The 21860-nt window shown below is 70.0% G+C and carries 20 protein-coding genes and 1 pseudogene; 5 read left to right on the top strand and 16 right to left on the bottom strand.

The genetic code is table 11. From position 1 onward, the window contains the following. Window positions 1-32: 32 nt before the first annotated feature. From EDD32_RS18940 to EDD32_RS19845, 3 genes are read right to left on the bottom strand one after another with little or no spacing between them, the layout of a single operon-like run. Window positions 33-1046, bottom strand: coding sequence for a class I SAM-dependent methyltransferase (locus EDD32_RS18940; protein WP_170175325.1), 1014 nt, complete (start codon window positions 1044-1046; stop codon window positions 33-35). Continuing rightward, window positions 1043-1669, bottom strand: coding sequence for a hypothetical protein (locus tag EDD32_RS15660; protein ID WP_211338861.1), 627 nt, complete (start codon window positions 1667-1669; stop codon window positions 1043-1045). Before EDD32_RS15660 ends, EDD32_RS18940 begins: the two co-directional genes overlap by 4 nt. Then, window positions 1669-1800, bottom strand: coding sequence for a hypothetical protein (locus tag EDD32_RS19845; protein ID WP_281274896.1), 132 nt, complete (start codon window positions 1798-1800; stop codon window positions 1669-1671). Before EDD32_RS19845 ends, EDD32_RS15660 begins: the two co-directional genes overlap by 1 nt. 98 nt (window positions 1801-1898) lie before the next feature. Here EDD32_RS19845 and EDD32_RS15655 point away from each other — a divergent pair, with 98 nt between their 5' ends. Next, window positions 1899-2333 (top strand): hypothetical protein, encoded by a 435-nt coding sequence (locus EDD32_RS15655; protein WP_123918962.1) that lies wholly within the window; start codon window positions 1899-1901, stop codon window positions 2331-2333. 2 nt (window positions 2334-2335) lie between these two features. On the opposite strand, the gene EDD32_RS15650 is transcribed toward EDD32_RS15655, so the two are convergent. The 6 genes from EDD32_RS15650 to EDD32_RS15630 form a co-directional block, all read right to left on the bottom strand. Beyond that, complete coding sequence (locus EDD32_RS15650; RefSeq protein WP_123918960.1) at window positions 2336-4102, bottom strand: TraM recognition domain-containing protein; 1767 nt, start codon at window positions 4100-4102, stop codon at window positions 2336-2338. After that, window positions 4099-4638: a hypothetical protein gene (locus EDD32_RS18935; RefSeq protein WP_170175324.1), complete on the bottom strand. Its 540-nt coding sequence runs from the start codon at window positions 4636-4638 to the stop codon at window positions 4099-4101. The genes EDD32_RS15650 and EDD32_RS18935 overlap by 4 nt, the downstream gene beginning before the upstream one ends. Beyond that, window positions 4635-5009, bottom strand: a complete 375-nt coding sequence (locus EDD32_RS15645; protein WP_123918958.1) for a hypothetical protein — start codon at window positions 5007-5009, stop codon at window positions 4635-4637. The genes EDD32_RS18935 and EDD32_RS15645 overlap by 4 nt, the downstream gene beginning before the upstream one ends. Window positions 5010-5228: 219 nt before the next feature. Then, entirely contained in the window at window positions 5229-6611 is a 1383-nt protein-coding gene (locus EDD32_RS15640; RefSeq protein WP_123918956.1) for an IS1380 family transposase, read from the bottom strand. Between the two features lie 302 nt (window positions 6612-6913). Then, window positions 6914-7246: a hypothetical protein gene (locus EDD32_RS15635; RefSeq protein ID WP_123918954.1), complete on the bottom strand. Its 333-nt coding sequence runs from the start codon at window positions 7244-7246 to the stop codon at window positions 6914-6916. Window positions 7247-7255: 9 nt separating this feature from the next. Beyond that, window positions 7256-7900 (bottom strand): hypothetical protein, encoded by a 645-nt coding sequence (locus tag EDD32_RS15630; RefSeq protein ID WP_123918952.1) that lies wholly within the window; start codon window positions 7898-7900, stop codon window positions 7256-7258. 53 nt (window positions 7901-7953) lie between these two features. Here EDD32_RS15630 and EDD32_RS15625 point away from each other — a divergent pair. Next, window positions 7954-9202: pseudogene (locus tag EDD32_RS15625) on the top strand (IS256 family transposase). A 406-nt stretch (window positions 9203-9608) separates the two neighbouring features. Here the strand turns inward: EDD32_RS15625 and EDD32_RS15620 are convergent. The 5 genes from EDD32_RS15620 to EDD32_RS15600 form a co-directional block, all read right to left on the bottom strand. Further along, a complete protein-coding gene (locus EDD32_RS15620) occupies window positions 9609-11780 on the bottom strand; it encodes a tyrosine-type recombinase/integrase (protein ID WP_123918950.1) in 2172 nt (723 codons plus the stop codon). A 262-nt stretch (window positions 11781-12042) separates the two neighbouring features. Next, window positions 12043-13212, bottom strand: a complete 1170-nt coding sequence (locus EDD32_RS15615) for a tyrosine-type recombinase/integrase (protein WP_211338860.1) — start codon at window positions 13210-13212, stop codon at window positions 12043-12045. Window positions 13213-13306: 94 nt separating this feature from the next. Further along, window positions 13307-14053, bottom strand: coding sequence for an ArdC family protein (locus EDD32_RS15610; RefSeq protein WP_123918948.1), 747 nt, complete (start codon window positions 14051-14053; stop codon window positions 13307-13309). A gap of 93 nt (window positions 14054-14146) precedes the next feature. Continuing rightward, entirely contained in the window at window positions 14147-15541 is a 1395-nt protein-coding gene (locus EDD32_RS15605; protein ID WP_123918946.1) for a hypothetical protein, read from the bottom strand. Further along, complete coding sequence (locus EDD32_RS15600; protein ID WP_123918944.1) at window positions 15538-15846, bottom strand: hypothetical protein; 309 nt, start codon at window positions 15844-15846, stop codon at window positions 15538-15540. The genes EDD32_RS15605 and EDD32_RS15600 overlap by 4 nt, the downstream gene beginning before the upstream one ends. A gap of 405 nt (window positions 15847-16251) precedes the next feature. On the opposite strand from EDD32_RS15600, the gene EDD32_RS15595 reads away from it, so the two are divergent. The 3 genes from EDD32_RS15595 (at window position 16252) to EDD32_RS15585 (ending at window position 19455) form a co-directional block, all read left to right on the top strand. Then, window positions 16252-17331: a tyrosine-type recombinase/integrase gene (locus EDD32_RS15595; RefSeq protein WP_123918942.1), complete on the top strand. Its 1080-nt coding sequence runs from the start codon at window positions 16252-16254 to the stop codon at window positions 17329-17331. A 7-nt stretch (window positions 17332-17338) separates the two neighbouring features. Then, window positions 17339-17665: a helix-turn-helix domain-containing protein gene (locus EDD32_RS15590; protein ID WP_123918940.1), complete on the top strand. Its 327-nt coding sequence runs from the start codon at window positions 17339-17341 to the stop codon at window positions 17663-17665. Between the two features lie 389 nt (window positions 17666-18054). Continuing rightward, window positions 18055-19455 (top strand): hypothetical protein, encoded by a 1401-nt coding sequence (locus EDD32_RS15585; RefSeq protein ID WP_123918938.1) that lies wholly within the window; start codon window positions 18055-18057, stop codon window positions 19453-19455. Window positions 19456-19514: 59 nt separating this feature from the next. Here the strand turns inward: EDD32_RS15585 and EDD32_RS15580 are convergent, their stop codons facing one another. After that, the gene (locus EDD32_RS15580; protein ID WP_123918936.1) at window positions 19515-20996 is read right to left on the bottom strand and encodes an ATP-binding protein; all 1482 of its coding nucleotides are present in this window, start codon (window positions 20994-20996) and stop codon (window positions 19515-19517) included. Continuing rightward, window positions 20993-21502, bottom strand: coding sequence for a hypothetical protein (locus EDD32_RS15575; protein ID WP_123918934.1), 510 nt, complete (start codon window positions 21500-21502; stop codon window positions 20993-20995). The genes EDD32_RS15580 and EDD32_RS15575 overlap by 4 nt, the downstream gene beginning before the upstream one ends. Window positions 21503-21860 lie beyond the last annotated feature (358 nt).

Below are 21860 nucleotides of genomic sequence, written 5' to 3'. Positions count from 1 at the left end.
TCGGACGGCCGGTGTCGTCCTCGCCTCTGCGTTCATGGCTCGAGTCCGGTGTGGCTATCGGCGCGGCGCAGGTGCGGCCGTGACGGCGTGGGGGCCTCCCGGCGGTGGTGCCGACGGGTGAGGTCGGCGACCGACGGCTGCTCCGGCTCTACACCCGTGGCGTGGGGCGTGTAGGTCAGGCCCGTGCGAAGGGCGTGGGTGGTGACGTTGCCGAGGGCCTCGGCCAGGTCTCGGTCGAGACGATCCGGTGTGGCGGAGACGGTGATGGCGGCGGGGCCCCAGGCGAGCGGGTCGGCGCCGACGGCGCCGAGGACCTGGTCGGCGTGGTTCTCGAAGTAGGTGTTGATCTCCACGTCGCGGCCGTCGACGTGAATGGTGGTGGTGCGCTCGAACTCCTGTGACCGCGTGCTCGCCCGGTCGGGTCGGCGTTGGAGGACGAGCAGGTCGGTCGGCAGGTCCAGGCCGGGGAGCCGGCGAAGGGCACCGGCGGGCAGGCGGACGGCCCCGAGCAGGTCGGCGCCCAGGTGGAGGTGGCGGCGGGTCTCGGGGAACGGGTGGTCCATCAGGTCGTGCGAGGCGAGCAGCGCCGCGTACCCGCCTGGTCGGGTGAGCCGTTGCATGGTCACGGCGAGCTGGGCTTGGACGGCGCGCCGCAGGACGACGTGCTCGGGGTCCTGAAGCCGCACGTCGTTGTACGGCAGGGAGCAGATGACGACGTCGAACCTCTCGTGCGCTTTCGGCGTCCGTACCTGCACTGAGAGCTGGCTGCTCGGGGCGTGCGCGGCGGGGACGTCCGCGACTACTGAAAGGGGCGAGGTGTCGTCGTTGTGCGGTAGCCCGAGCAGGGTCGCGGCCCCGTCACCGACGGCAAGCACGCGCCCGTCGGTGAACCCAAGGTGGCGGAGCATGGTCCACAGATGGGTCGCGATGATGCGGTGCGTGGGGCGGGCGGACGTCGTGGCGTGGCCGTCGAGTGCGACGTGGTCCGCTTCCCGGCGCAGCGCACGCAGGTCGCGGGCTTGGTCGCGATCGGGCCCGCTGGTCATGACGCACCTCGTCGGCCTCGGGCAGCCCAGTCCTTGCGGTTCGCTTGTGCCCTGGTGGCGCGGCGGGCGTCGAGGTCGGCGGCGACGAACGCCGCGAAGTCGGCCCGCCGATCGGTGATGGGCTGCTCGTCGGCCGGGGCGACGGTGGGCTCGCCGGGCCAGGAGGTGGCCCGGGTGGGGCGGTCGCGGTCCAGGCGGGTGCCGGAGGTGGCGACCCACTCGCGCAGCCGGTCGCGGGTGTCGGCGAAGTCGGCGTGCCAGGCGATCGGCCCGGAGCCCGAGCCGCCCGGTTCGTAGCACGCCATCCAGTGTGTGTGGAGCGCGGACAGTTCCCAGACCAGTTCGGGGTGGCGGTGCCACAGCGGTGGGATCACGGTCGGTGGCAGGCCGTAGGTGGTGCGGAGCCAGTGGACGAACGTGTCCAGCGACCGCCAGTGCATCTCAGCCTCGACGGCGGTGAGGGTTCGCCAGTCGACGGGCTCGACCTCGCCAACCGCATCGACCGCATCGTTCAGGTCGGCGGCGAGCTCGGCCTCGTACTCGACGAACTGCCGGTTCGACAGGAAGTCGTCGAATGGGTCGGCAGGGTCCGTGTCGAACTGCCAGGGAACCTGACCGTCCATCACAGCCCGATCCCGTGGCCCGGCGACGCATCCGGGCGGAAGCGGACCTGGGTGATACCGGCGTCGGTGAACGAGGCTTCCGCGTTGCCGGCGATGAAGCCCGCCAGGGACTGCTGGACAGGGATGGTCATGACGACCCCCTCCTCCGGTCGGACGGCGCCTACTGCGCGAGCGCCCGTGTCGACAAGGAGGTGTGCGATGTGTGACACGCCCGTCTAGGGTCACAGCCGTGGCCACCCGGGCATCCAGCGACGAGCACTATGTGATCGACCTGTGTGATGCGGTGCTTGGCGTGCAGGCGCTTCGCCAGCATCGTTTCCCTTGGCTGCTCGGGGATCCGTCTCCGAAGACCGGGCGACAGGTCGCTCTGCCCGTCGATGCGTACTGGCCCGACTTCAACCTCGTCGTGGAGTTCTATGAGCGCCAACACGACGAACCCGTGACGTTCTTCGACAAGCCGGAGCGACTGACCGTCTCTGGTGTGCCTCGTGGCCTGCAACGGTCGCTCTACGACGAACGTCGACGTGAGCTCGTGCCCCAGCACGGCATCAAGCTAGTGATCGTCACGCTCGACGTCTTTGAGAGCCGACGAGGAAAGATCATCCGCCGTCCAAGCGAGGATCGGCTCGCCATCGCCGCTCTGCTCGACGAAATCCACCGCTGACGCTAGGCCCGACGTAGGGTCTGCTCGACTGCGGAACGCTCGGTGGCGAGCTCGGCCGCGTCCGGGCGGTTTGTCCATGCGCGGAGGTCGGTGACGAGTGGGGGAGCGGAGCGCAGGAGCACGAGGGCGGTGCCGAACGGGAGCATGCGGATGGTCTCGGGGGGCATGACGGGGATGCGGCGCACGGACCGCTGGACGGAGCGGTTGCCGTGGTCGCCGATGGAGACGGTGTCGGTGTGCTCGTCGCGGTCGCCGAGGAGGGCGGAAACGTCCTGGAGGTCTTTGGCGACGGACGCGCCGCCGAGGACGATCTTGACGATGGAGGCGTCCCAGATGGCGCTGGCGTTGTGGTCGCCCCACCGGGCGCGGGCCTGGGACAGGGACTGCAGGACCGGCATGGTGGTGATCCCCGTGCCGCCGCCCTCAGCCATGAGCACCGGGAGAGACGGCAAGGGGGAGAGGTTACCGATCTCGTCCAGCGCGAGGAGCAGCGGTGGGTCCAACCGGGCACCCGGTGAGGCGGCGGCCAGGGCGCGGGTGGTCTCGACGAGGTCCTCGATGAATGCCGCGACGAGGGACCAGGATGCGGAGGCGCCGGCCCCGGTGGAGAGCAGGTACATGGTGCCGTTGTCGCGGAGGAACTTGGCCGGGTCGAACGACTCACCGGGTCCGGGGGAGACGGCGTCCATGACGCGGGGGTCGGCCAGGCAGGCCAGGGCGAGGGAGACGCCCATCCAGATCGAGTCCCTGGTGCGGGGGTCGGAGTGGATGGTGGACTCGAGCGACTCGGCCCAGCCGGGCGCGGACCCGGGGTGGGAGGAGAGGATGGCGACGGCGTCCGCGGCGGCCGAGGGGGACAGGGACCAGGCGAACAGGTCGCGTGGTGAGCACTGCCCGAGGGCGGCGGCGTGCAGGAGGGCTTGCAGCGCGGTGCGGGTCTTGCCCTCCCAGAACCCGCCGGACTCGACCCCGCCGGTGGACAGCCCGGTGGCTGAGCTGAACCCGGTGGCGCGGATCATCGCGGTGAGGGGGTTCTCGCACCCGCGCACGGGAGACCAGCGCAGCCCGGTGGGCAGTCCGTCGGCTAGGTGCTGCGGGTCGAAGACAGCGACCGGACCGCGCCGCTCGCGCGCCCTCATCGTGGCGGTGAGGTTGTCCGGGCGGGTCGAGGTCGTGATGACGGCCCCTGGGGCGTCGAGGATCGCGTTGATCACCACGTGCAGGCCCTTGCCCGACCGAGGCGGGCCGAGCACGAGCACCGAGTCTTCGACCGATGCCCACACGTCCTTGCCCTGGGAGGACCCGAGCAGGTAGCCGACGTCGGACGGGACAGGTCTGGTCAGTGAGGGCCGCAGCGTCCGGGAGCGGGCGAGCAGGGCTTTGGTGGAGGCGGCCCTGGTGACGTCGCCGCGGGTAGCGGTGCCGGGGAGCCGGTGCGGGTCGCGCGGGGCTCGGGTGGCGTCGTGGCGGACCAGCCGCCACGCTCGCCAAGCCGTCGCGCCGAGTCCGGTGAGGAGAACGCCGGCCACCGCCCAGTACAGCGCCGGGTTCAGACCCGGCGTGACGAGGGCGGACGCGGGGTCTCCCGGGGTCACGAGCACCCTCATCCCGGCGGCGAGGCCCGACACCGGTGGGTCGATGCCCGAGAGGTGCGCGGCGATCGTGCCGGCCACCCGCAGGACGGCCGCGACCGCGACCGCGGCGACGAGCAGGATGAGACCGAGGTTGGTCAGCTCGTCGCCGCCGCGGGGCGAGGACGGGCCGCTCATGCCACACCGGCCGCGAGAGCCTCCACGGCGGGGTCGTGGATCACCAGGGTGCCCGAGGTGCGGCCGAGCAGCACGATCGTTGCCGGGAGCCGCTCGAGGAGTGGGGTGGGTAGCGGGAGCGCCGCGCGGCCGTCGGCGTCGGCGTCCCGGGCGGTGACGACGACGGCGATGCACACCTGCTCCCCGGGCAGGAATCCCCGGCCGACGACCCCGAACGGGAACTCGACCGGGGACACCGCCTCGGAGGGCTGGACCGGGGCGGCGACGGGGACGGGGCGGCTGGGGTCGGGGAAGGGGTCGGGTTCGCAGATCTGCGTGTACCTTCCGCCTTCGGGGTTGACCGCGACGACGTGCACGGCCTCACCGAGGTCGAGCGCGACCAGACGGCCCAGGTCCCGGGGGTCCCGGGAGTTGATCCGCACCGGCGCCTCGGGTAAGTCGTACGGTCTGCCGGCCACCGTCACGACCGGGGCCCAGTCGGGCCCGTACTGAATGTGCACCTTGGCCAGGTCGGTCTGAGGGTCGTTGCGCTTCACCGGGTCACCACCGTCGATCGTGTGCTGGGGCCGCGCCGTCTGGCGGGCCGTCGGGTCTCGCGCTCTCGTACGGCGCGCTGGTCGCGCGTGGCGGCCAGGCCGGGTGGTTCGCCGTCGCCGATCTGGAGGGTGTCGAGCGTGTCGAGGATCGCGACGGCGGCCTTGCGGGCGCGCTCGGCCGTCGCTGTCACGACGTCGAACACGGTCTTGTCGGGCACCGAGCCGGCCCAGGACGTCACGTACGGCACCGAGTACTCGGCGGTGTCCAGGCCGTGCGCCGCGCCGATCATCAGGGCGACCGTCTCAGCCTCGACCTCGACGACGCCGCGGTGGGCGCGTGCGTCTACCGCCTCGGGGGTGTGGAGACGCACATGCCCCAGCTCTTTTCTGCACCAGCGCTGAGAGGCCGCAGGGGAAACTAATGTCATGCGGGTTAGCCTCGGTCTTTCACGCGGCCGGTGAGCGGAACTCTGATTGGTGATCTTGAGCAGATCGGGCCTTCACGGCGGAGGCTGGGCATAGCGAGGGCCCGGCTGTCGCACCGGGTGGTCGGGTTCCGAGGTCCTTGGTCGTCGGGGCAGGGCCGTCGGTCAGCCGAGGGCGGTACGTATCCGGCTCCAGCCGGTGGCGATCTCGGTGGCCCAGCGCCAGGTCTTGTCGATCCGTAGATGGACTTGTCGGGCGGCTCGAGTGATGCGGGCGGCGACGTGTAGGACGCGGTAGCGGAAGGCCTGGATCTCGCAGCGTGCGAGGGCGGGGTTGTCGGCGAAGGCAATGAGCTTGGTCCAGGCGATCAGGTCGGTGGCCATCAGGACGACCTCGAGCCATGCCTGGTTCTCGTTGAAGGCTCGGCACGGCAGGTTTCGAAGTCCGGTGGCCTTGGCCTGGCGGATCCGGTCCTCGACGCGGGCGTGCTGACGGTGGCGCAGCTCGAGCCCGGCGATCTGCCCTGGGATCACGCCCGGTGGCGTGTCGGTCAAGAATGCGGTGATCCGCATGCCGTCGACATCGGTGAAGCTCAGCTGCGCGCCGGGATGAGGGCGTTCCTTGCGCAGGATCAACCGCGACCCGGCCGGCCACCGGCCGAGGTCGATGTTGTCGGTGGCCTCGGCGACCCAGGCGCCCTCGCGTATCCCGTCGGTCTCGATCGCCGGGTACCACGCACTCTCCGGGATGGCGTCGACGATGTCCTTGATGCGAAAGTCGACCGGGAACCCGAAGGAGAACCCCACCCCGGCCTTGCGGCACGCGGCGGCGAAGGTGTGCGTGGCGCCGGCGGAGTCCGAGCGGGCCAGCACCCGCGGGCCATCGGTCTTCCCGGGCCGGGGCCGGGCGTTCGCCGGCAGCGCCTGAAGTGCCATGGTCAAGACGGTGACGTGGTCCGCGGCGGTGTTCGACCCGGCGTTACCGGCCCGGAGCAGCCCGGCCAGGGCCTCCCCGCCGGCGATCTCCGGGCGATCGAGGAACGCGAGCAATGGATGGAACCCGAACGTGCGCTTCCACGTCGCGGCCGCGTTCTCCTTCTCACTGTGGGCGATCGTGATCGTGGCGTCGAAGTCGATGCACAGCTCACCGTCCAGGTCCGGCCCTGCGCCGGCCGCCCACGCCTTCTCCCGGGCCACCGCCCTCGCGGCGCGCACCGCGCCGAGGTGGTCGGCGTCGACCCGATCCAGCACCCGCCAGGCGGTCGACATCGAGGCAACCGGGCCGAACACGTCCTGCCGGTCGCCCAGAACCGCGATGCCGGTGATCGCGTCCGCGCCGTCGGCGACCGCGACCGCGACGTCGGTCAGGACACGCCCCGGTGCGTGGACCGGCACCCCGCGGTAGGTGTCCGCCAGCGCGTCGTCGAGCGCCTCGACCAGACCGGTGTACCCGGCCAGCTCCCGCAGCATCCCCAGCCCGGCGTGGGACACGACGCCCTCACCGTCCGCGCTGACCTTCAACCGACGAACCGACCCGATACGCTTCACCTTGGAAGTGCCCTCTCGTGGGACTACTTGGAACCTCAACAAGCCCAAGTTTTCCGCACCAGACGGGCACTTCCGTCTATCTACCGGCCCGTGTCGCCACCCCCGCGTGAAACGCCGAGGTTAGGTGTGCGAACCGATCCCGAGGTCGTTCTCACGCAGCACGGGAGGCTTGGTGCGGCATGTGGAAGGGCGGATGTCGAACTCCACCGCCGCTAGCGCAACCGAGACAAACTACCGTCTCCCGAACGCTGGTAGGGGGTTCGGGGGTTCACGCCTGGATGACGCGAACCCCCGATGCTCGCTCACCTGGTGACTACAAAGCGGCCGTTCCGTAACGATGCCCTGCGCGGCACCGGTTCTGCGGTCTGCACTGTCTCCTGGAGGCCCACGAGGATGTAGTAGATGCCGGCCATCTGCGGCGACGCGTCCGGCCAGAGGTTCTCCCGGTCATCGTCCGAGAGCATCGAGATGGCCGCAGCCACCTCGGCCTCTGGGACATCGAGCTCCAGGGGCTCGGGCAGTTCCACAGACTCGAGCGATGCGACGGTGACCGTGCCCTCACTGCGGGAGGCGGCAACGACGGTGCCCCCCTTGCGCAGTTGCTTCACGAACGCGTCGAACGGTGCTTCCTCCACTTGGACCTCTCAGGAACTCGACGGGTAGGCGGTGATGATGTTCTGTGTCGCTCGGGCGACGATGACGTTCACATACTTGACCGCGAAAACCTTCCCCGTCGACTTGTCTCTGAGCTGGATCTGCCGCTTGTAGTAGTAGGTGTCGTTCGAGCTCACGTAGGTGGCCGACGCGGGGTACAACAACGTCTCGGCGATTGCCCAGTCTGCGGCCGTTCGCCAGTTCACCCCGTCGTACACGGCGATCGCTTCCCAGTGCGCCTGGTGATTTTTTTGAATGTGCCGGTAGCCCCACGCGTCCGACCCGCACTTCAGGTAGGCCTTTCCTGCCGGCACGCTTTGCCAAGCCACCCGAGTGAAGGTGCGCACCAACTTCGTGCTCGCGTCAGATACGCCGCATGCAGCCCACGTTGCGTTGATGCTGAACTCGGGCATCGCGTGAGATGGCTGCCCGGCTTCCGGTGCAGTGGACCAGTAGAGGTCCTCGGACGCTGGGGCACCGGGTTGGACGAGGGTTGCCTGGACCGGTCCGGCTGCAGCCGGTGCTGCTACGGCTACGCCGATACCGCCGACCGATAGCGCGAGAAATGAGTTGCGTCCTGCAGAGTGGTGTACCGGTAGCCCGGTGAGCGTGTCGTCGTAGACGAGTGCGGTCACCGCGTGATCCTTCGAGTGATCTCTCACAACCGACTCGAAGAGGACCTACAGCGATGACCGCACCATCAAGTATCGACCCTGCCCGCTTCCTGGAGGAGCACCTCGCCCAGGCGTCCCCGGACCTGTTGCGGCAGATGCTCACCACGTTCATCAACGCCCTGCTCTCGGCCGATGCCGACGCGGTCTGCGGGGCGGGTTACCGGGAGGTGAGCGATGCCCGGTCGAACCGGCGCAACGGTTACCGCCACCGCGACTTCGACACCCGCGCCGGGACCATCGACGTCGCGATCCCGAAGCTGCGCACCGGGTCGTACTTCCCGGACTGGCTGCTCGAGCGGCGCCGCCGCGCGGAGGCGGCCCTGACGAGCGTGGTGGCGACCTGTTACCTCCTAGGCGTCTCGACTCGGCGGATGGACAAGCTCGTCCAGTCCCTGGGGATCACCGGGCTGAGCAGGTCCCAGGTCTCACAGATGGCCAAGGATCTCGACGCCCAGGTCGAGGACTTCCGCACCCGGCCCCTGGACGCCGGCCCGTACACATTCCTCGCCGCGGACGCGCTCACGATGCGGGTCCGGGAAGGCGGCCGGGTGGTCAAGGTCGCCGTCCTGGTCGCCACCGGCGTCAACGCCGACGGCCACCGCGAGGTCCTCGGCGTCCAGGTCGCCACCGCCGAGTCCGGGGCCGGCTGGCTCGGCTTCTTCCGCGACCTCGTCGCCCGCGGCCTGACCGGGGTCAAGCTCGTGACCTCCGACGCCCACGCCGGCCTGGTCGAGGCCATCGGGGCGACCCTGCCCGGCGCGGCGTGGCAGCGGTGCCGCACGCACTACGCCGCGAACCTCATGGCCAAGTGCCCCAAGGCGTCCTGGCCAGCCGTGAAGGCCATGCTGCACTCGGTCTACGACCAGGTCGACGCCCCCGCCGTCCAGGCCCAGTTCGACAAGCTCCTCGACGCCGTCCAGACCCAGCTACCCGACGTCCACGCCCACCTCGACGACGCCCGCGGCGACATCCTGGCCTTCACCGGCTTCCCCAAGGCCCTGTGGCGCCAGATCTGGTCCAACAACCGTGGGCGAGCGCCTCAACCGCGAGATCCGCCGCCGCACCGACGTCGTCGGGATCTTCCCCGACCGCACCAGCATCATCCGACTCGTCGGCGCCGTGCTCGCCGAGCAGCACGACGAATGGGCCGAAGGCCGCCGCTACTTCGGCCTCGACGCCCTGGCCAAGGCCCGCCTGACCCTCATCACCACCACCGAGCCCGGACAGGAGGACCCCGCCGTCGCCGGCGCCATCAGCGCCTAACACCCCACGAATGGATCACGCCGAACCCGTACACCACCCCAGAGGACTTGACCGAGAAATGCGGAAGTAATCACGGATGCGAACGAACGTGCGATCAAGACTCTCTCCCTTTGGTGCGAGCCCCGGCCGACTGCCGCGGGCGGTAGCGGCAGCCTCGCGATAATTCGTTCCACTCCGGCACGGATTGAATGGCGTCTACCTGCCATGGCATCTACCTGCCATGGCCTGATATCCGCTCCTCGTGTCTCGTGGTGAACGCCCCATCACAGCAGGCCATCCACCGCAAAGCGCGAAGAGCCAGAATGGGAGGCGGTAGTCGTCTCGGGTGCGGTAGTCGCGGGCGAGGCGGCGGTGGAGTTCGATGATTCCGTTGATCGCTTCGGTGCCGTCCTTACATTTCGGCGCGTCATCGCTTCCGTATGGTGGGTATTCCGAGGTTCGTGGCGGTGCGCTGCATCTGGACGAGCTTGAGCTGGGCGGCGTCGAGGCTGACCTGTAGCCCGTCGACCTCGCCGAGCCAGCCCTGGTCGTGGGCCTCAGCGATGCGCTCGGTGAGGGAGGCGATGATCTGCTCGAGGCGGTCGTGCTGGGTGGGATCGGGCCGGAGCATGGGGCAGCGGATGCAGGCGTGTTCGTGCTGGCAGCCGGTGCCGTAGGCGCGCCCGCAGGTGCCGAGTTCGAGCTTGCGCTGGGCGAAGTGGCCGAGGAAGTCGTCCCATTCGCTGTCGGTGGGCTCGCGGTATTCCTCGGAGGGGCGTAGCGCTCGGCGGCGGGCGATGAAGGCGCGGTGGTGGTCGATGACGTCCTGGTCGTAGATGGCGACGTAGGTCTGGGTCGTGGCGATCGACTCGTGGCCGAGGATCTTGGCGGTGATGTGCACGGGCAGGCCCGAGGCGACGGCCTCGGTGGCGAAGATCCGGCGGAAGTCGTGCGGGGTGAACTTGGCGGGGGAGCCGTCGTTGTTGGTGATCTTGGCCGTGGCGACCAGCTCGTCGAGCAGGCGCATCACGTAGTTCTTCGTGATCTCGTGGTCGCGCAGCCCCCAGCGGCGTTGGAACAGGAACGGCAGTGTGGGGCTGTAGGTCCGTTCGGCGGCGTCGTAGCGGCTGATCAGTGGGATGTGCTCGGCGCCTTGGCGCACGTGGGTGATGATCTCGGCAAAGACCATCGCGAGCTCGGGGCCGATGACGAGGAGGCGTTCCTTGTCGGTCTTGGACGGGGTGATCTGGAGCATCGGAACGATCTCGCCGGTCGAGGGAAGCCGGTAGGAGACGAACGAGCGGTGGGTGATCTCGAGGACTTCCTCGATCCTGGCGCCGGTATGCCGAAGCACCTCGACCAGCGCCCATCCCCAGAACCCGCGTTCCGCCTCGAGGGTCAGGTTCCGTACGACGTCGGGCTCGCTGTCGGCGTAGGCGCGGATCACGCCCTTGCGGCCGGTGCCGCCCTGCGTGGGATCGGTGACCGGGGCGGTGCGGCGAAGCGTCTGGCCGGCGACGGTGAACTGGTGGCCAGGGGCGGTGCGGCGAGCCGCGTCGAGTCGTTCGCGCGTGGCGTCCCGGTGTGCGATCGCGGCGTCGACGAGGCGGGGCAGGAGTGGCGCGAGCTCGCGGGTGCGTTGGTGCATGCGCGATCGCGCGTGCTTCTGGGCCTTGGTCATGCCGGCCAGGTCGCGCGAGTCGACCGGCGTGGGCGCCGCCCAGGGCGCCCACCGGGCGGGGTCTTGCAGGGCCCAGTGCGAGAGGTCCGCGTAGAACGCGCGCACGCTCATCAGGACGGTGTATGGGTCCTGCCGCTTCTGGCCGACCCGGTTCGCGCCGTAGCGCACGACGTCGTGCAGGCGCTGCTTCCAGCACTGGGCCACCTCATCGCTCAGGTGCAGCGAGTTGATGCCCGGCTCGTGGATCTCGAGGTCTTTCCAGAACAGCAGGACGAGCTTGGAGGCCAGGTAGCGGATGGAGTTGTAGTCCATGCCGGGGCGCCGCTCGTAGAGGTAGGCCACGAACAGGTCGCGGATGGGGCGGCACTGCACGTCGTAGCGGTCGACGAGCTCCTCGATCGTGAACTGCCCCTTGCGTGAGGCGCCGTAGATCGTCGGCGGGCTGTCGGCCGGCAGGATGCCGGCGGTGAGCAGCAGGGAGTACCAGTGTGAGTGCTGACGGCTGCTGTAGCCGTCCTGCGCACGGTAGGCCTCGATGCAGTCCTCGAGCGTGATGTCCGCGAGCCTGCCGCCGTTGTGCATCAGCACCCTCGCCAGCTGACGCAAAGAGAATTGCGAGTCGGTCGGTTGCAGCCGGCGATCCTGCTGGCACAGCCGACGCATGAGCGCGAACCCCTCCGGGTCGCGCAGCTCCTCGCACCTGTCGAACGTGAGCTTTGACGCCATGTTCGAGTAGAGCCACGCGTAGTCCGGACGGATCACGTCGAGCACGATCAACCGCCAGGCCGCGCCCGTGAAGGTGCGTCGTCGGACCGGGCCCTCCTCGTGTCCGCCGATCAGGTCGATCCACTCCTTGCCAGCTTGGTCGACCGAGGAGGCGTGCCACCTCTGCTGCCAGGACTCACCCGGGAACCTCACCAGCCAGTCGAGCAACTTCCTGACGCCCGCGACCGCCTCACGCCTGTGACCCGGGCGCCGGGGCTGGTCACTCTCGAGCGCTTCGACGGCCGCGACGACTTCCTCGAAACTCTGCTGGGACGCGGTCCACACGGTCGGTCGCGCAATGGCCGGCGTGGGTAGCGATGGTGTCGGCGCCTTCGGTCGCAAGGCACCGTTGTTCGCAGGCGTGTGCCGGGACGGACGGGCCCCGCGCTCAAGGAACGCGACCGGGTCGACGCGATCAGCCACGAGAACCACTACCGAGGAGGAGTTCGAGGACCTCGGCCGAGTAGTCCGCGCTGCCGACAGCCATCGCCTGAGCTGGCCGGTCGGTACGACCGCGCAGGTGAGACTGCACCCGGGCGACGACCTCGTCCTCGCGGGGACGTAGGTAGATCTGGGTGGTGGTGATGTGCTCGTGCCCGAGCACCCACTGGACGTCGGTCAGCGACAGGCCGGGGTCGTCGACCATGCGCTGCGCGGCGGTATGGCGCAGGTCGTGCAGCGTCCACCCCGTGCCGAGCGTCGCGTTCGCGCGTTGAAGCACACGCCGCACGGCCGAGTAGGTCAGCGGCCGGATCGGGGAGCGTCGCGTCAACCACAGTGCGCGCTCCCCATCGGGGCGACGGGTCTGCTGCTCGTACAGCCGCAACCACACGAACGCGTCCGCGGACGCCGGCAGCCACTGGATGCGCCCCGAGCCCTTGCGCTGCACGGCGATGCGCTGCGAACCCGGGTCGATCATGTCCATCGTCGTGCTCAGCAGCTCCGAGGCCCGAGCGCCGGTCGAGACGTAGAACGAGAGCAACGCCCGGTCACGATCGCAGACCATCGCCGCGAACAGGTCGTCGAACTTCCCGTCCGACAACGCGCGAGGGATCCGATCGGGCTGCTTCTGCCGCAGCGGCGCCCGCCGGCCCGGCGCGAACGGTTGCATCGGGTTGTGATGGGCCTGGACCCGCCGCCCGTTGCGGTGCTCGGCAGGCGGCACCGGGTTGACCACGGGGCCCTCGCCCGCGCGGATCCGGTCCTCGTAGAACATCTTGATCACCGCCAGGGCGTGGTTGATCGTCGCCGGTGCGTACCCGCGGGCGCGGCCCGATGGGCCGACCAGGCGCATCCACAACACGAAGTCGCGCGCTTCACCTCTGCCGGCCTGCTGCCATGGCACGCCAATCGCCGCGAGGAACCGCCACCACCGCAACAGATCCATCGCGTAAGAGCGCAGCGAGCCCGGGCTCGATCCCGAGGCGAGCATCGAGGCGAAGAAGTCGGCCACCTCCGGCACCGGCTCGCCGGCAGCGTCGAGCAGTGCTACCCCGACGGGATCACCATCAGGCACCACAACCTGCCCGACTGCCATCACCTCGATCGCCGTCACGTCCCGCGACAGCCCCACACTCTCATCCACCCCACGCCTCCCTCACGTCGTCGTGGGGCAGACCTCAGCACACCGCCCAGCCAACGAGAGCCCGGCGACCAGCACCCGGCGTGTCGCGTCGGCGTCACGTCGGCGAAACTGCAGGAAGGCGCATCGTTGGTGCGGTCAACGGATCGTGCGCCAATGTCTTGACCCGGGCGGCGTCGTCCATGTCCCCGCGGACGGTCACCGTTCTGGCCACGAAGTCAGTCAGGCCGTTCGCGCCGCCGATCCCGCCTGCCGTGGGGACCTGTCGGAGCGTGTACCCGTCGCCGACGACCTGAGCGGCCAGCCCCTCCCACAGGCCCCCGGGGGCCGCGCCGCGCAGCAGCCGTGGGACCGGCTGTTGCGGGATCGGCTCGCCCTCGGTCTGACTCACGTCCCACACGTGAGCGGGCCGGGTGCCGGTCAGACGATCGCGCACGACCTCACCCGGCCCGGGGCCTTCACCGCGGGGCAGGAGCCGCCAGGGCCCGCTCGTGGGGTCGGCGGTGGCGTACCTCGCCGTGACCGGGGCCAGGATCACGTACCCGGACTGGCCCTTCACCACCTGCCGGTCGAGGTGCTGCCACTGCCGGTACCCGGCGACGAGTGTCGGCTCCGGTGCGGGGACCCGCCCGGCCTCGTACGCCTCGGCGTGCTGGGCCATGATCAGGAGCGCGTTGTTGAGCGAGCGGGAGCGGAACCGCGCCGCGAACTCGACCGCCCGCCGGTAGCCGTCGCTCCCGGCCATCGCGTCGACCGCGGCAGCCAGACGCTCGTGGGCCTCGTCCAGCTTGGCCTCGCGCACCGCGGCGGCGGCCTCGGCGTCCGCCGGTGTCCAGCGTCCCATCACGCACCTCCAACCATGTTCGGTGGAAAGGTGCGCGAGTGCCGCCTGACCTCCCGTGTTCACGCGTCGCGGATCCGACCCGCGGCGAGCTGATCAACGGGAGATGCCCCCTGAGTCGGCGTGGTTCTTGGCCACGGCGAGCCGGGGGACGGCCGGCCGGGCCCTGGGGGAGCGGGTGATCGGCGGGATGATGTTCCTCGGTGTGGGGGTGCCTTCGCGGACGGGCAGGGTGTACTCGTGGGCGGGGAAGACCTGGGTGATCCGCCGCAGCGCGGAGGCCAGGCGTGGCTCGTCGTCGTTGGCTCGGGCTCGGTCCCAGGTGTATGGGGTGTGCTCGCTGTAGGAGATGAGCCAGCGCCCCGAGCTGAGCTGACGGTCAGCTGCCCGGGAGAGCTGTGCGAGGACGGCTGGGCTCTGGTGCACCGTCGCGCGCAGCGCGAGGAGATCACCGCGGTCCAGCTCGGTGATCTGCTGGGGCGTGGCGAGGAAGTCCAGCATGAGCTGGGTCTGGATCAACGGTGCTCTCGTGCCGGGGACGAGGGCGGTGACGTCACCGACCGATGGGGAGACCGCTCGGGCGAGGTGGCCGGCGAGGTCCCGGGCGAGGTCGCTGGTGTGTCCGTGTTGGCCGGCCCGGTCGAGGCGGTCCGCGGCTGCCGCGAGGAGCAGTCCCTGACCGGCTGCGACGGTGGCGACCACCTGCGGGCGGACGTCTTCGGCGGTGGTGAGTTGTGCGGCGAGGCGCCGCTGCGCCTCGAGCAGCGCGGCCGGTGACGTCACCGCGACGGGTCGCGTCGAGGCAGGTGGGGTCTCCAGGGCGCTGGGGCTTGTCAGTGGGCCGGTGTGGGCGATCGCGTTGACCTCCGCCGCCATGAACGACGCCGAGCTGTGCTGGGTCACGGTGAGCAGCTCGACGGCGCCAGGTCGACTGGGTCGCCGGCCGTCGGGCTCGGGGTAGATACGGCGGGCGGCGCCGAGGAGCTCGAGGTCGAGCGCCTGCAGGACCGGAGTGAGCGCGGCGGCGTCGGCCACCAGCCCCCACTTTCGGTGCGGATGCCGGTATGCGGATCGCTCGTTGTCGAGCTCGTGTCCGGCGATGATCGCGGTGCGTGCGACGGCGTGCCAGTGCTCGGCCGCCGGTGAGGTGAGGTGCTCGGCCCGCACGTCCATGAAGGAGATGTTGACGGCAGGGCGTGGGTACCTCGCGAGGACGTGTTGGAGCACGATGACCGGGTTCGTGTAGGCCTCGTCGACCGTGCGCCTGCTCGCCGTCGCAGAGGCCTGTGACGTCGCCGCCGTGCGGATGCCGCCGAGGACGGGACTGGCACCGGTCGCTGTCGTCAGCGCCCGCTGGATGAGTCTGAGGGTCTGGTTGCGGCCGAGGAGCGCGACCTTCAGGCCATCCTCGTCGAGGTTCTCGCTCCCGCCGGATGCGACCAGGGCAAGGAGGTAGTGGGCCAGTGCGGCGCTGTGCTGGCGGTAGGTCATGGCCGACCGGGCCGGTTGAGCTCGCGGGCGGCGGCGGCAAGCAGCGTCAGTTCCTGGACCGAGGTGGCGCAGTCGCCCGCTGACAGGAGGGCCTGGCGGACGTCGTCGATGCCCGGCAGCGGCAGGTCGCTGACGTCACCGATGGGCGGGAACGGTGGCCACGCCATCTCGAGGGCGTTGAACGCCATCGCCGCCACGAGTCCGTCGACGAGATCGAGCTCGTCTTGGTGCATGGCCCGGCGCTTGAGGAGCCGGCGGGCGCTGGCCATCTGAGGTGTCTGCGGGCTGGTCTCGAAGGTGTCCATGGCTGCCACTCTCAACTGACAAGGACCGGTACGGCCCGCGGGTTGTGGACACCCTCAGCCGCGGCGGCGCGTGCACCAGCGCCGAGGCCGGTGGCCTTGCGATTGGCCGTGCTTCGCTGGCCTGTCGTGGCCGCAATCACCGGCTCGTTCCTCCCGCCGAGGTAGCGAATCCGGCGTAGTTCCCGCATGCGGCAGTGCTCTCGGACGCATGGGGAGTCACGGGTGGTCCGGCCGGTCAATCTCCATGCACTGAAGTTCCGCTCTCGGCTCCGTCTTCCGGATTGGCCGTTTCCCTTGTGGTTGCGGGTTCCTCGTGCGCGAAACGCCGGGTGAGGAGATGTCACTGTGGCTGACGGTACGTCGGTAGAATCGACGCATGGTCGACCAGCGTGAACAGCAGGGTTCGTGAACCTCGTCGCGCTGCCGGGCGGCGCCACCGATGAGGCGCTGGGGAGCGCGCAGGATGTTGAGGACTTCGAGCAGGAGATCGTCGACGAGTACGCGCTGGCGATGGCCGCCGCCGGGCTCAGTGACGGGCATGTTCGCACGACGCGGGCGACGATCATCGAGTTCGCCCGAGCGCTGACCGGGCCGCTGTGGGAGGCGACCTTCGCGGACGCGGACCGGTTCCTCGCCGAGCAGCGGCGGATGGGCCATGCGGTGAGCACGAGAGCGGGCAAGGCCGGGGCGCTGGCGCAGTTTTACGAGTTCGTTATCGCCCGCTATCAGGGCCAGCTTCACCGGACGACCGGGGTGGTGGTCGAGCAGCCGATCGACGAGTTCAACCGACAGTCCGGCGCATCGCTGGGCAAGGTGCGAGTGCCGCCGGCCGATGCGGAGGTCGACGAGCTGTTCGCCGCGTGGCGGGGTTCGATCCCCGAGGCCCGCAAGTACCTGCCCGCCGCGCGCGACTACTTCGCCGCGTCGTTGTGGCGCAGGCTCGGGCTGCGAATCACCGAGACGGTGATGCTCGACATCCGCGACTGGCGTCCTGACCTGGGCGGGTTCGGCAAGCTGCATGTGCGGTTCGGGAAGGGCTCGCGGGGCCGCGGCTTCAAGGCGCGCCTGGTCCCGGCGATCAACGGTGCCGATCAGCTCATCGACTGGTGGCTGGCCGAGGTACGTCACCAGTTCGGCGACGACTGGGCCGATCCGGACGCGCCGCTGCTGCCCTCGGAGCGGTTCGATGCGGAGTTGGGCCGGTGCGGTCGCGCGAGCGACTTCGCGTTGCGACGGGGCCTGGCGATCCAGACTCAGCGGTTCCTGCCGGCCTGGTCGAGTCGGCTGACGCCTCACGTGCTGCGGCACTACTGCGCCTCCTCGTTGTACGGAGCCGGGATGGACTTGAAGGCGATTCAGGAGCTGCTGGGGCATCAGTGGCTCTCCACGACGTCGGGCTATATCCACGTGCGCAGCGAGCACGTCGAGCTGGCCTGGCGAGGCGCCAACCAGCGGGTCGAGGCCCGCTTCGCGGAAGAAGGGTGAGCAGACCGTGCAGTGGAATCTGAGGATGAGAGCCGCCGAGCGCGGCATCTGGAAGTCCGCGCAGATGCGCCGGATGCTCGCCGACGCGGGCCTGGAGATCAGCGCCGGAAAGATGTCAGGCTGGTGGGCCGGGACCCCACCCACGATCCGGCTGGACGAGCTCGACGTGCTCTGCGCGATCCTGGAGTGTGCCCCCTCGGACCTGATGACTCCCGAGCCGGGGAAGGTCGCCGCCCGCAGGCCGCAGAAGGCCGAGACCGTGGGCGGCGACAACGATGTCCCGCCGCGGGTGGCGCCCCGGTTCGGCAAGCCGCGGTCCGAGCCGCCGCTGTGAGTCCCGCGCCGGGCGCGGAGGCGAGGCTGCGGCCGCCGCCGAAGTGCAACGAGTGCATGATCAAACGGGTCGCCTGGAGCAAGCCGAGAGTCGACCTCTGCTACGACTGCCTGCCCGGTGGCCCCTTCACCGCGCCGCCGTGTGAGAAGTGCGGCTCGGCCGACTACTTCAGCCAGGGCATGTGTGTGCGCTGCCATCCCGGCGGCCCCCGGCACCTCGGCGCCTGCCGAGGCTGTCTGGCCTGGGGCGTGTATCGCCAGCGGAGCTGGCTGTGTTCCTCGTGCATCTGGTGGCGGACCCACTACCCGTGGGGCGTGTGCGGGTCCTGTCACCGCGAGAGCTGGATCGCCGAGCAGGGCGCCTGCCGGCTCTGCCTGGAGCAGGCCCGGATGCTGCAAGAACCCGGCCGTGCCCTCGACCTGGTCGTGGCCAACGAGCACGGCCAGCAGCTGTTCTTCGCCAACATGCACTTCCAGCGCCGCCGAACCCGCCGCCTCGCACCCGAGCCGCGCGCGTCGAAGAAGAAGTGGAAGACGCCGGGCGGATGGGGGCGGCCAGGGCCCGCCCCCGACCAGCTCGTGCTCTCCGAGTGGGTCCAGCCCGTCCTCGTCGATGTGCCGCCCGACCCAGAGCTCGTGCGTCGGCGCGCCCTCATCGAGAACAGCGAGCTGACCCGATACTGCGCCGTGATCGTGCGCGAGCACGCCGAACGGTTCGGATGGTCCAAGCGCCAGCGCAACGACGTCGTCCGCTCCCTGCGGCTGCTGCAGACCCTCCGCGAGAGCCCGACCGCGAAGATCCGCGCCTCCGACGTGCTCCAGCTCCCGCGCTATGACGGCAACATCATCTCCACCCTCGACGTGCTCGACGCCGCCGGACTGCTCATCGAGGACCGGCCCCGGCCGATCGAGACGTACTTCACCACCAAGACCGCCGCCCTGCCGCCGGTGATGCGCGAGCAACTCGAGGTGTGGCTGAAGGTCATGCTCGACGGCGCCACCACCGCGCCCCGGCAACGCTCCCGCGACCCGCTGACCGTCCGCATCCGCATCCGCGCCATCGTGCCCGCCGTCACCGCGTGGGCCGGGGCCGGGCACCAGTCGCTGGCCGAGATCACCGCCGCCCAGGTGCGCGCCGCCCTCCCCGAGACCGGTGGCCAGCGTGTCCTCATGGAGCAAGGGCTGCGGTCCCTGTTCAAACTCCTCAAGGCCCGCAAGCTGATCTTCGCCAACCCCATGCGCGGCATGAAGGGCAACAGAGCGAACGCGACCGTGCCGATGCCGCTGGACACCGTTCTCATCCGGGAGAAGTTGAACTCGACCAACCCTGCGATCGCCCTTGCTGTCGCGCTCGTCGCGTTCCACGCCCTGACCGCCAAGCAGGTCTCCGAGCTGCTGGTGACCGACATCGTCGACGGTCGCCTCACCCTCGACGGACGCAGCATCCCGCTGGCCGATCCCGTCCGCGAACGCCTCGCTCGGTGGCTCGACCACCGCCAAGCCAGGTGGCCGAACTCGCGCAATCCACACTTGCTCGTCCACCAACGCTCTGCGCCCAGGCTGCTCCCGGCCGGCAGGACCTTCCCCTGGAAACAGGCTGGCATCCGCCCGCAGGCTCTCCGTGAGGACCGCATCCTCGCCGAGGTCCACGCCACCGGCGGCGACGCCCGCCGAATCAGCGACCTGTTCGGCATCGGCATCGAGACCACCAACCGCTACCTCGACACCCTCGAACACCCCGACCTCATCAGCGAGAGCCAAGATGTTCGAGGAACATCGACCCCCAGGTAGCCTGCAGACCTCGTGAACCTTGAAGTTCCGGCGAAAACCGTCAATATTCATCGGAACTTCTAGACGTTGGCGGTGAGGCGGGTGGAGGTATCGAAGAGCTGGGCTTCGGCGGGGTGGAGCTGGTGCTGCACGACGAAGGATCGTTCGCGGATGCGCCACAGGCCCTGCCCTGTGTTGAGGGTGGGCAGGAGGCCGCGTTCGGTGCGGGTGAGCCCCAGGGCTGCGGCCGTCGGGCCGAGCTGGTCGGACTCCTGCCGGTAGATGACCCGTGTCTCGGCGTTGGCGAGCAGCGAGGATGCCAGCGCGCGCATGGCGGAGCCGGCGTCGCCGACGTTCTCCAGGTCGGAGAGCTTGTGGAAGATGAGCATGTTCGCGATCCCGTACCAGCGGGCCAGGCGCCACTGGGCGTCCATGCGTCGTAACAGCGCCGGGTGGGACATGAGGCGCCAGGCCTCGTCGTAGACGACCCAGCGTGGCCCACCGGCGGTGTCGAGCAGCGCGGACTCCATCCACGCCGAGGCGCAGGTCATGAGCAGGGAGATCGCCGTGTCGTTCTCCGCCACGGCGGACAGGTCGAGGGTGACCATCGGCAAGGTCGGGTCGAACGTCACGGTGGACGGGCCATCGAACATGCCGGCCAGGTCCCCGGCGACCAGGCGACGCAGCGCGTGCCCGGGCAACCGGCCGTCCTCGGCCAGGCGCCCGTCGCTGTCGTGACGGCGGTCGGGGGCCAGGAGCCGGTCGACGACCATCGGCAGGACCGGGACGTCGGAGGTGCGGAAGACGTCGGCCAAGGCGGTGTCGATCGCGGTGTGCTCGAGCGGGGTCAGGCGCCGATCCAGGACCGTCTCGGCGAGCGCGCCGAGCAGGTCTCGGCGACGCGCGGCGAGCTGAGCTGCCCACGCGGCGTCATCGAGATCGGTGCGGCGGTGGCCCGGGTCGAGAGGGTTGAGCCTGGTGCGATGCCCATGGCCCAGCGTGATGGCCTGCCCGCCGACGGCCTGGGCGACGGGGGTCCACTCGCCTTTCGGGTCGCACGCGACGTAGACGCGTCGTCCGAACGAGATGGACCGCGTGCACAGCGACTTCGCGAGCGAGGACTTGCCGGAGCCGACGATGCCGGCGACGACGACGTTCGGAGCGGTGATCAGGCCGCGCGCGTACAGCACCCACGGGTCGTAGACGAACGCGGACCCCGAGTAGAGGTCTTGACCGACGAACATCCCGTCCGCGCCGAGGCCGCCCTCGGCGAGGAACGGGTAGGCCCTGCCCCAGGTGGCGGAGGTGTCCTGATGCTTGGGCAGGCGGAACCTGCCCGATGTCCGCAGGGCCGCGGGCCCGGGCTCGCCGGCCTTGGGCAGGATCACGGTTGCGCGCCGCTCCGCGGCCTCGGCCACCCGGCGGGCTCGGGCCGCGTCGCGCCGGGCGGCCCGGTCGTCGGCGCCGATCCTGGCGGCGGCCCGGCGGCGGGCCTTGCGCAGACGGCGCCGTTCCCCGTTCGGTGTGATGAGGACGACGGTGTGCAGCCGCTCGACGTTCACAGCGACCGCCCGTCCGGTACCGCCGCGGTGCGGGACCGCGGCGTCGGTGCCGGGGGTGCCGGTGATGCGCGACCGTCAGTACCGCGTACACGTGCGACGGTCGAGGTCGGGCCGACGGGGCGGGCCTGGTCTTCAGCGACCGGGGCAGCGGCGTCTGGGAACCACACGATCTGGGCCGACATGTCGGTGGCGTGATCGACGTGCCGGTAGGCATCGGCGATCTGGAAGGAGGCGCGGCGCAGGCTCTGTGCCGCCGCGAGTGCCAGCTCCCGCCCGGCCACCAGGTCTCTGTCTTGGTCGTCGTGGGCGTCGCCGATCTTGCGCTCGTGGGCGTCGGCAAGGTTGTCGAGGACGCTCACGTACGAGCTGGTGATCGAGAGCATGTCACCCAACACGCTGAAGGTGTCCTCGGGCTTGTCGACGAGATTCAGGGTCGCGTGAGCCAGTGCCCTCATGGCCTCGGCCGCCTCGAGCCCCGAGCTGACAGGTTGGTCGTAGTTCGGCACGGGTCGCCTCCAAGAGTGAGCCAGTCTCTTGACAGGTGCGCACGGCCGCCCACGCCGACCGCGGTCACCGCCTGTCTGGTGACGGCACCGGGCGGATGTAGTCCGGTGTGGTGACACTCCTCAAGGCGATGGGTTCTCCTGCTATGTGCGCGACCCGCCCAGCATCGGCGGGGAGGAGGCACGCTGCGGCGTATAGGCCGAATCACCCGGGGTTCCCCGTGGCTCGACGAGCAGCGCAAGCTCGTCCGCCTGAGCAAGACCCGCCGAGAGGATCGCTAGGCAAACGGTTGACGTTGACGCTCATCCGACCGGACGAGCTCCCGGCTATCCGGAACGGAACGACGGCCGCAGGCGCCGG

This window comes from Georgenia muralis (genome assembly GCF_003814705.1).
Lineage (GTDB): Bacteria > Actinomycetota > Actinomycetes > Actinomycetales > Actinomycetaceae > Georgenia > Georgenia muralis.
This window is presented reverse-complemented; position numbering and strand designations above follow the sequence as displayed.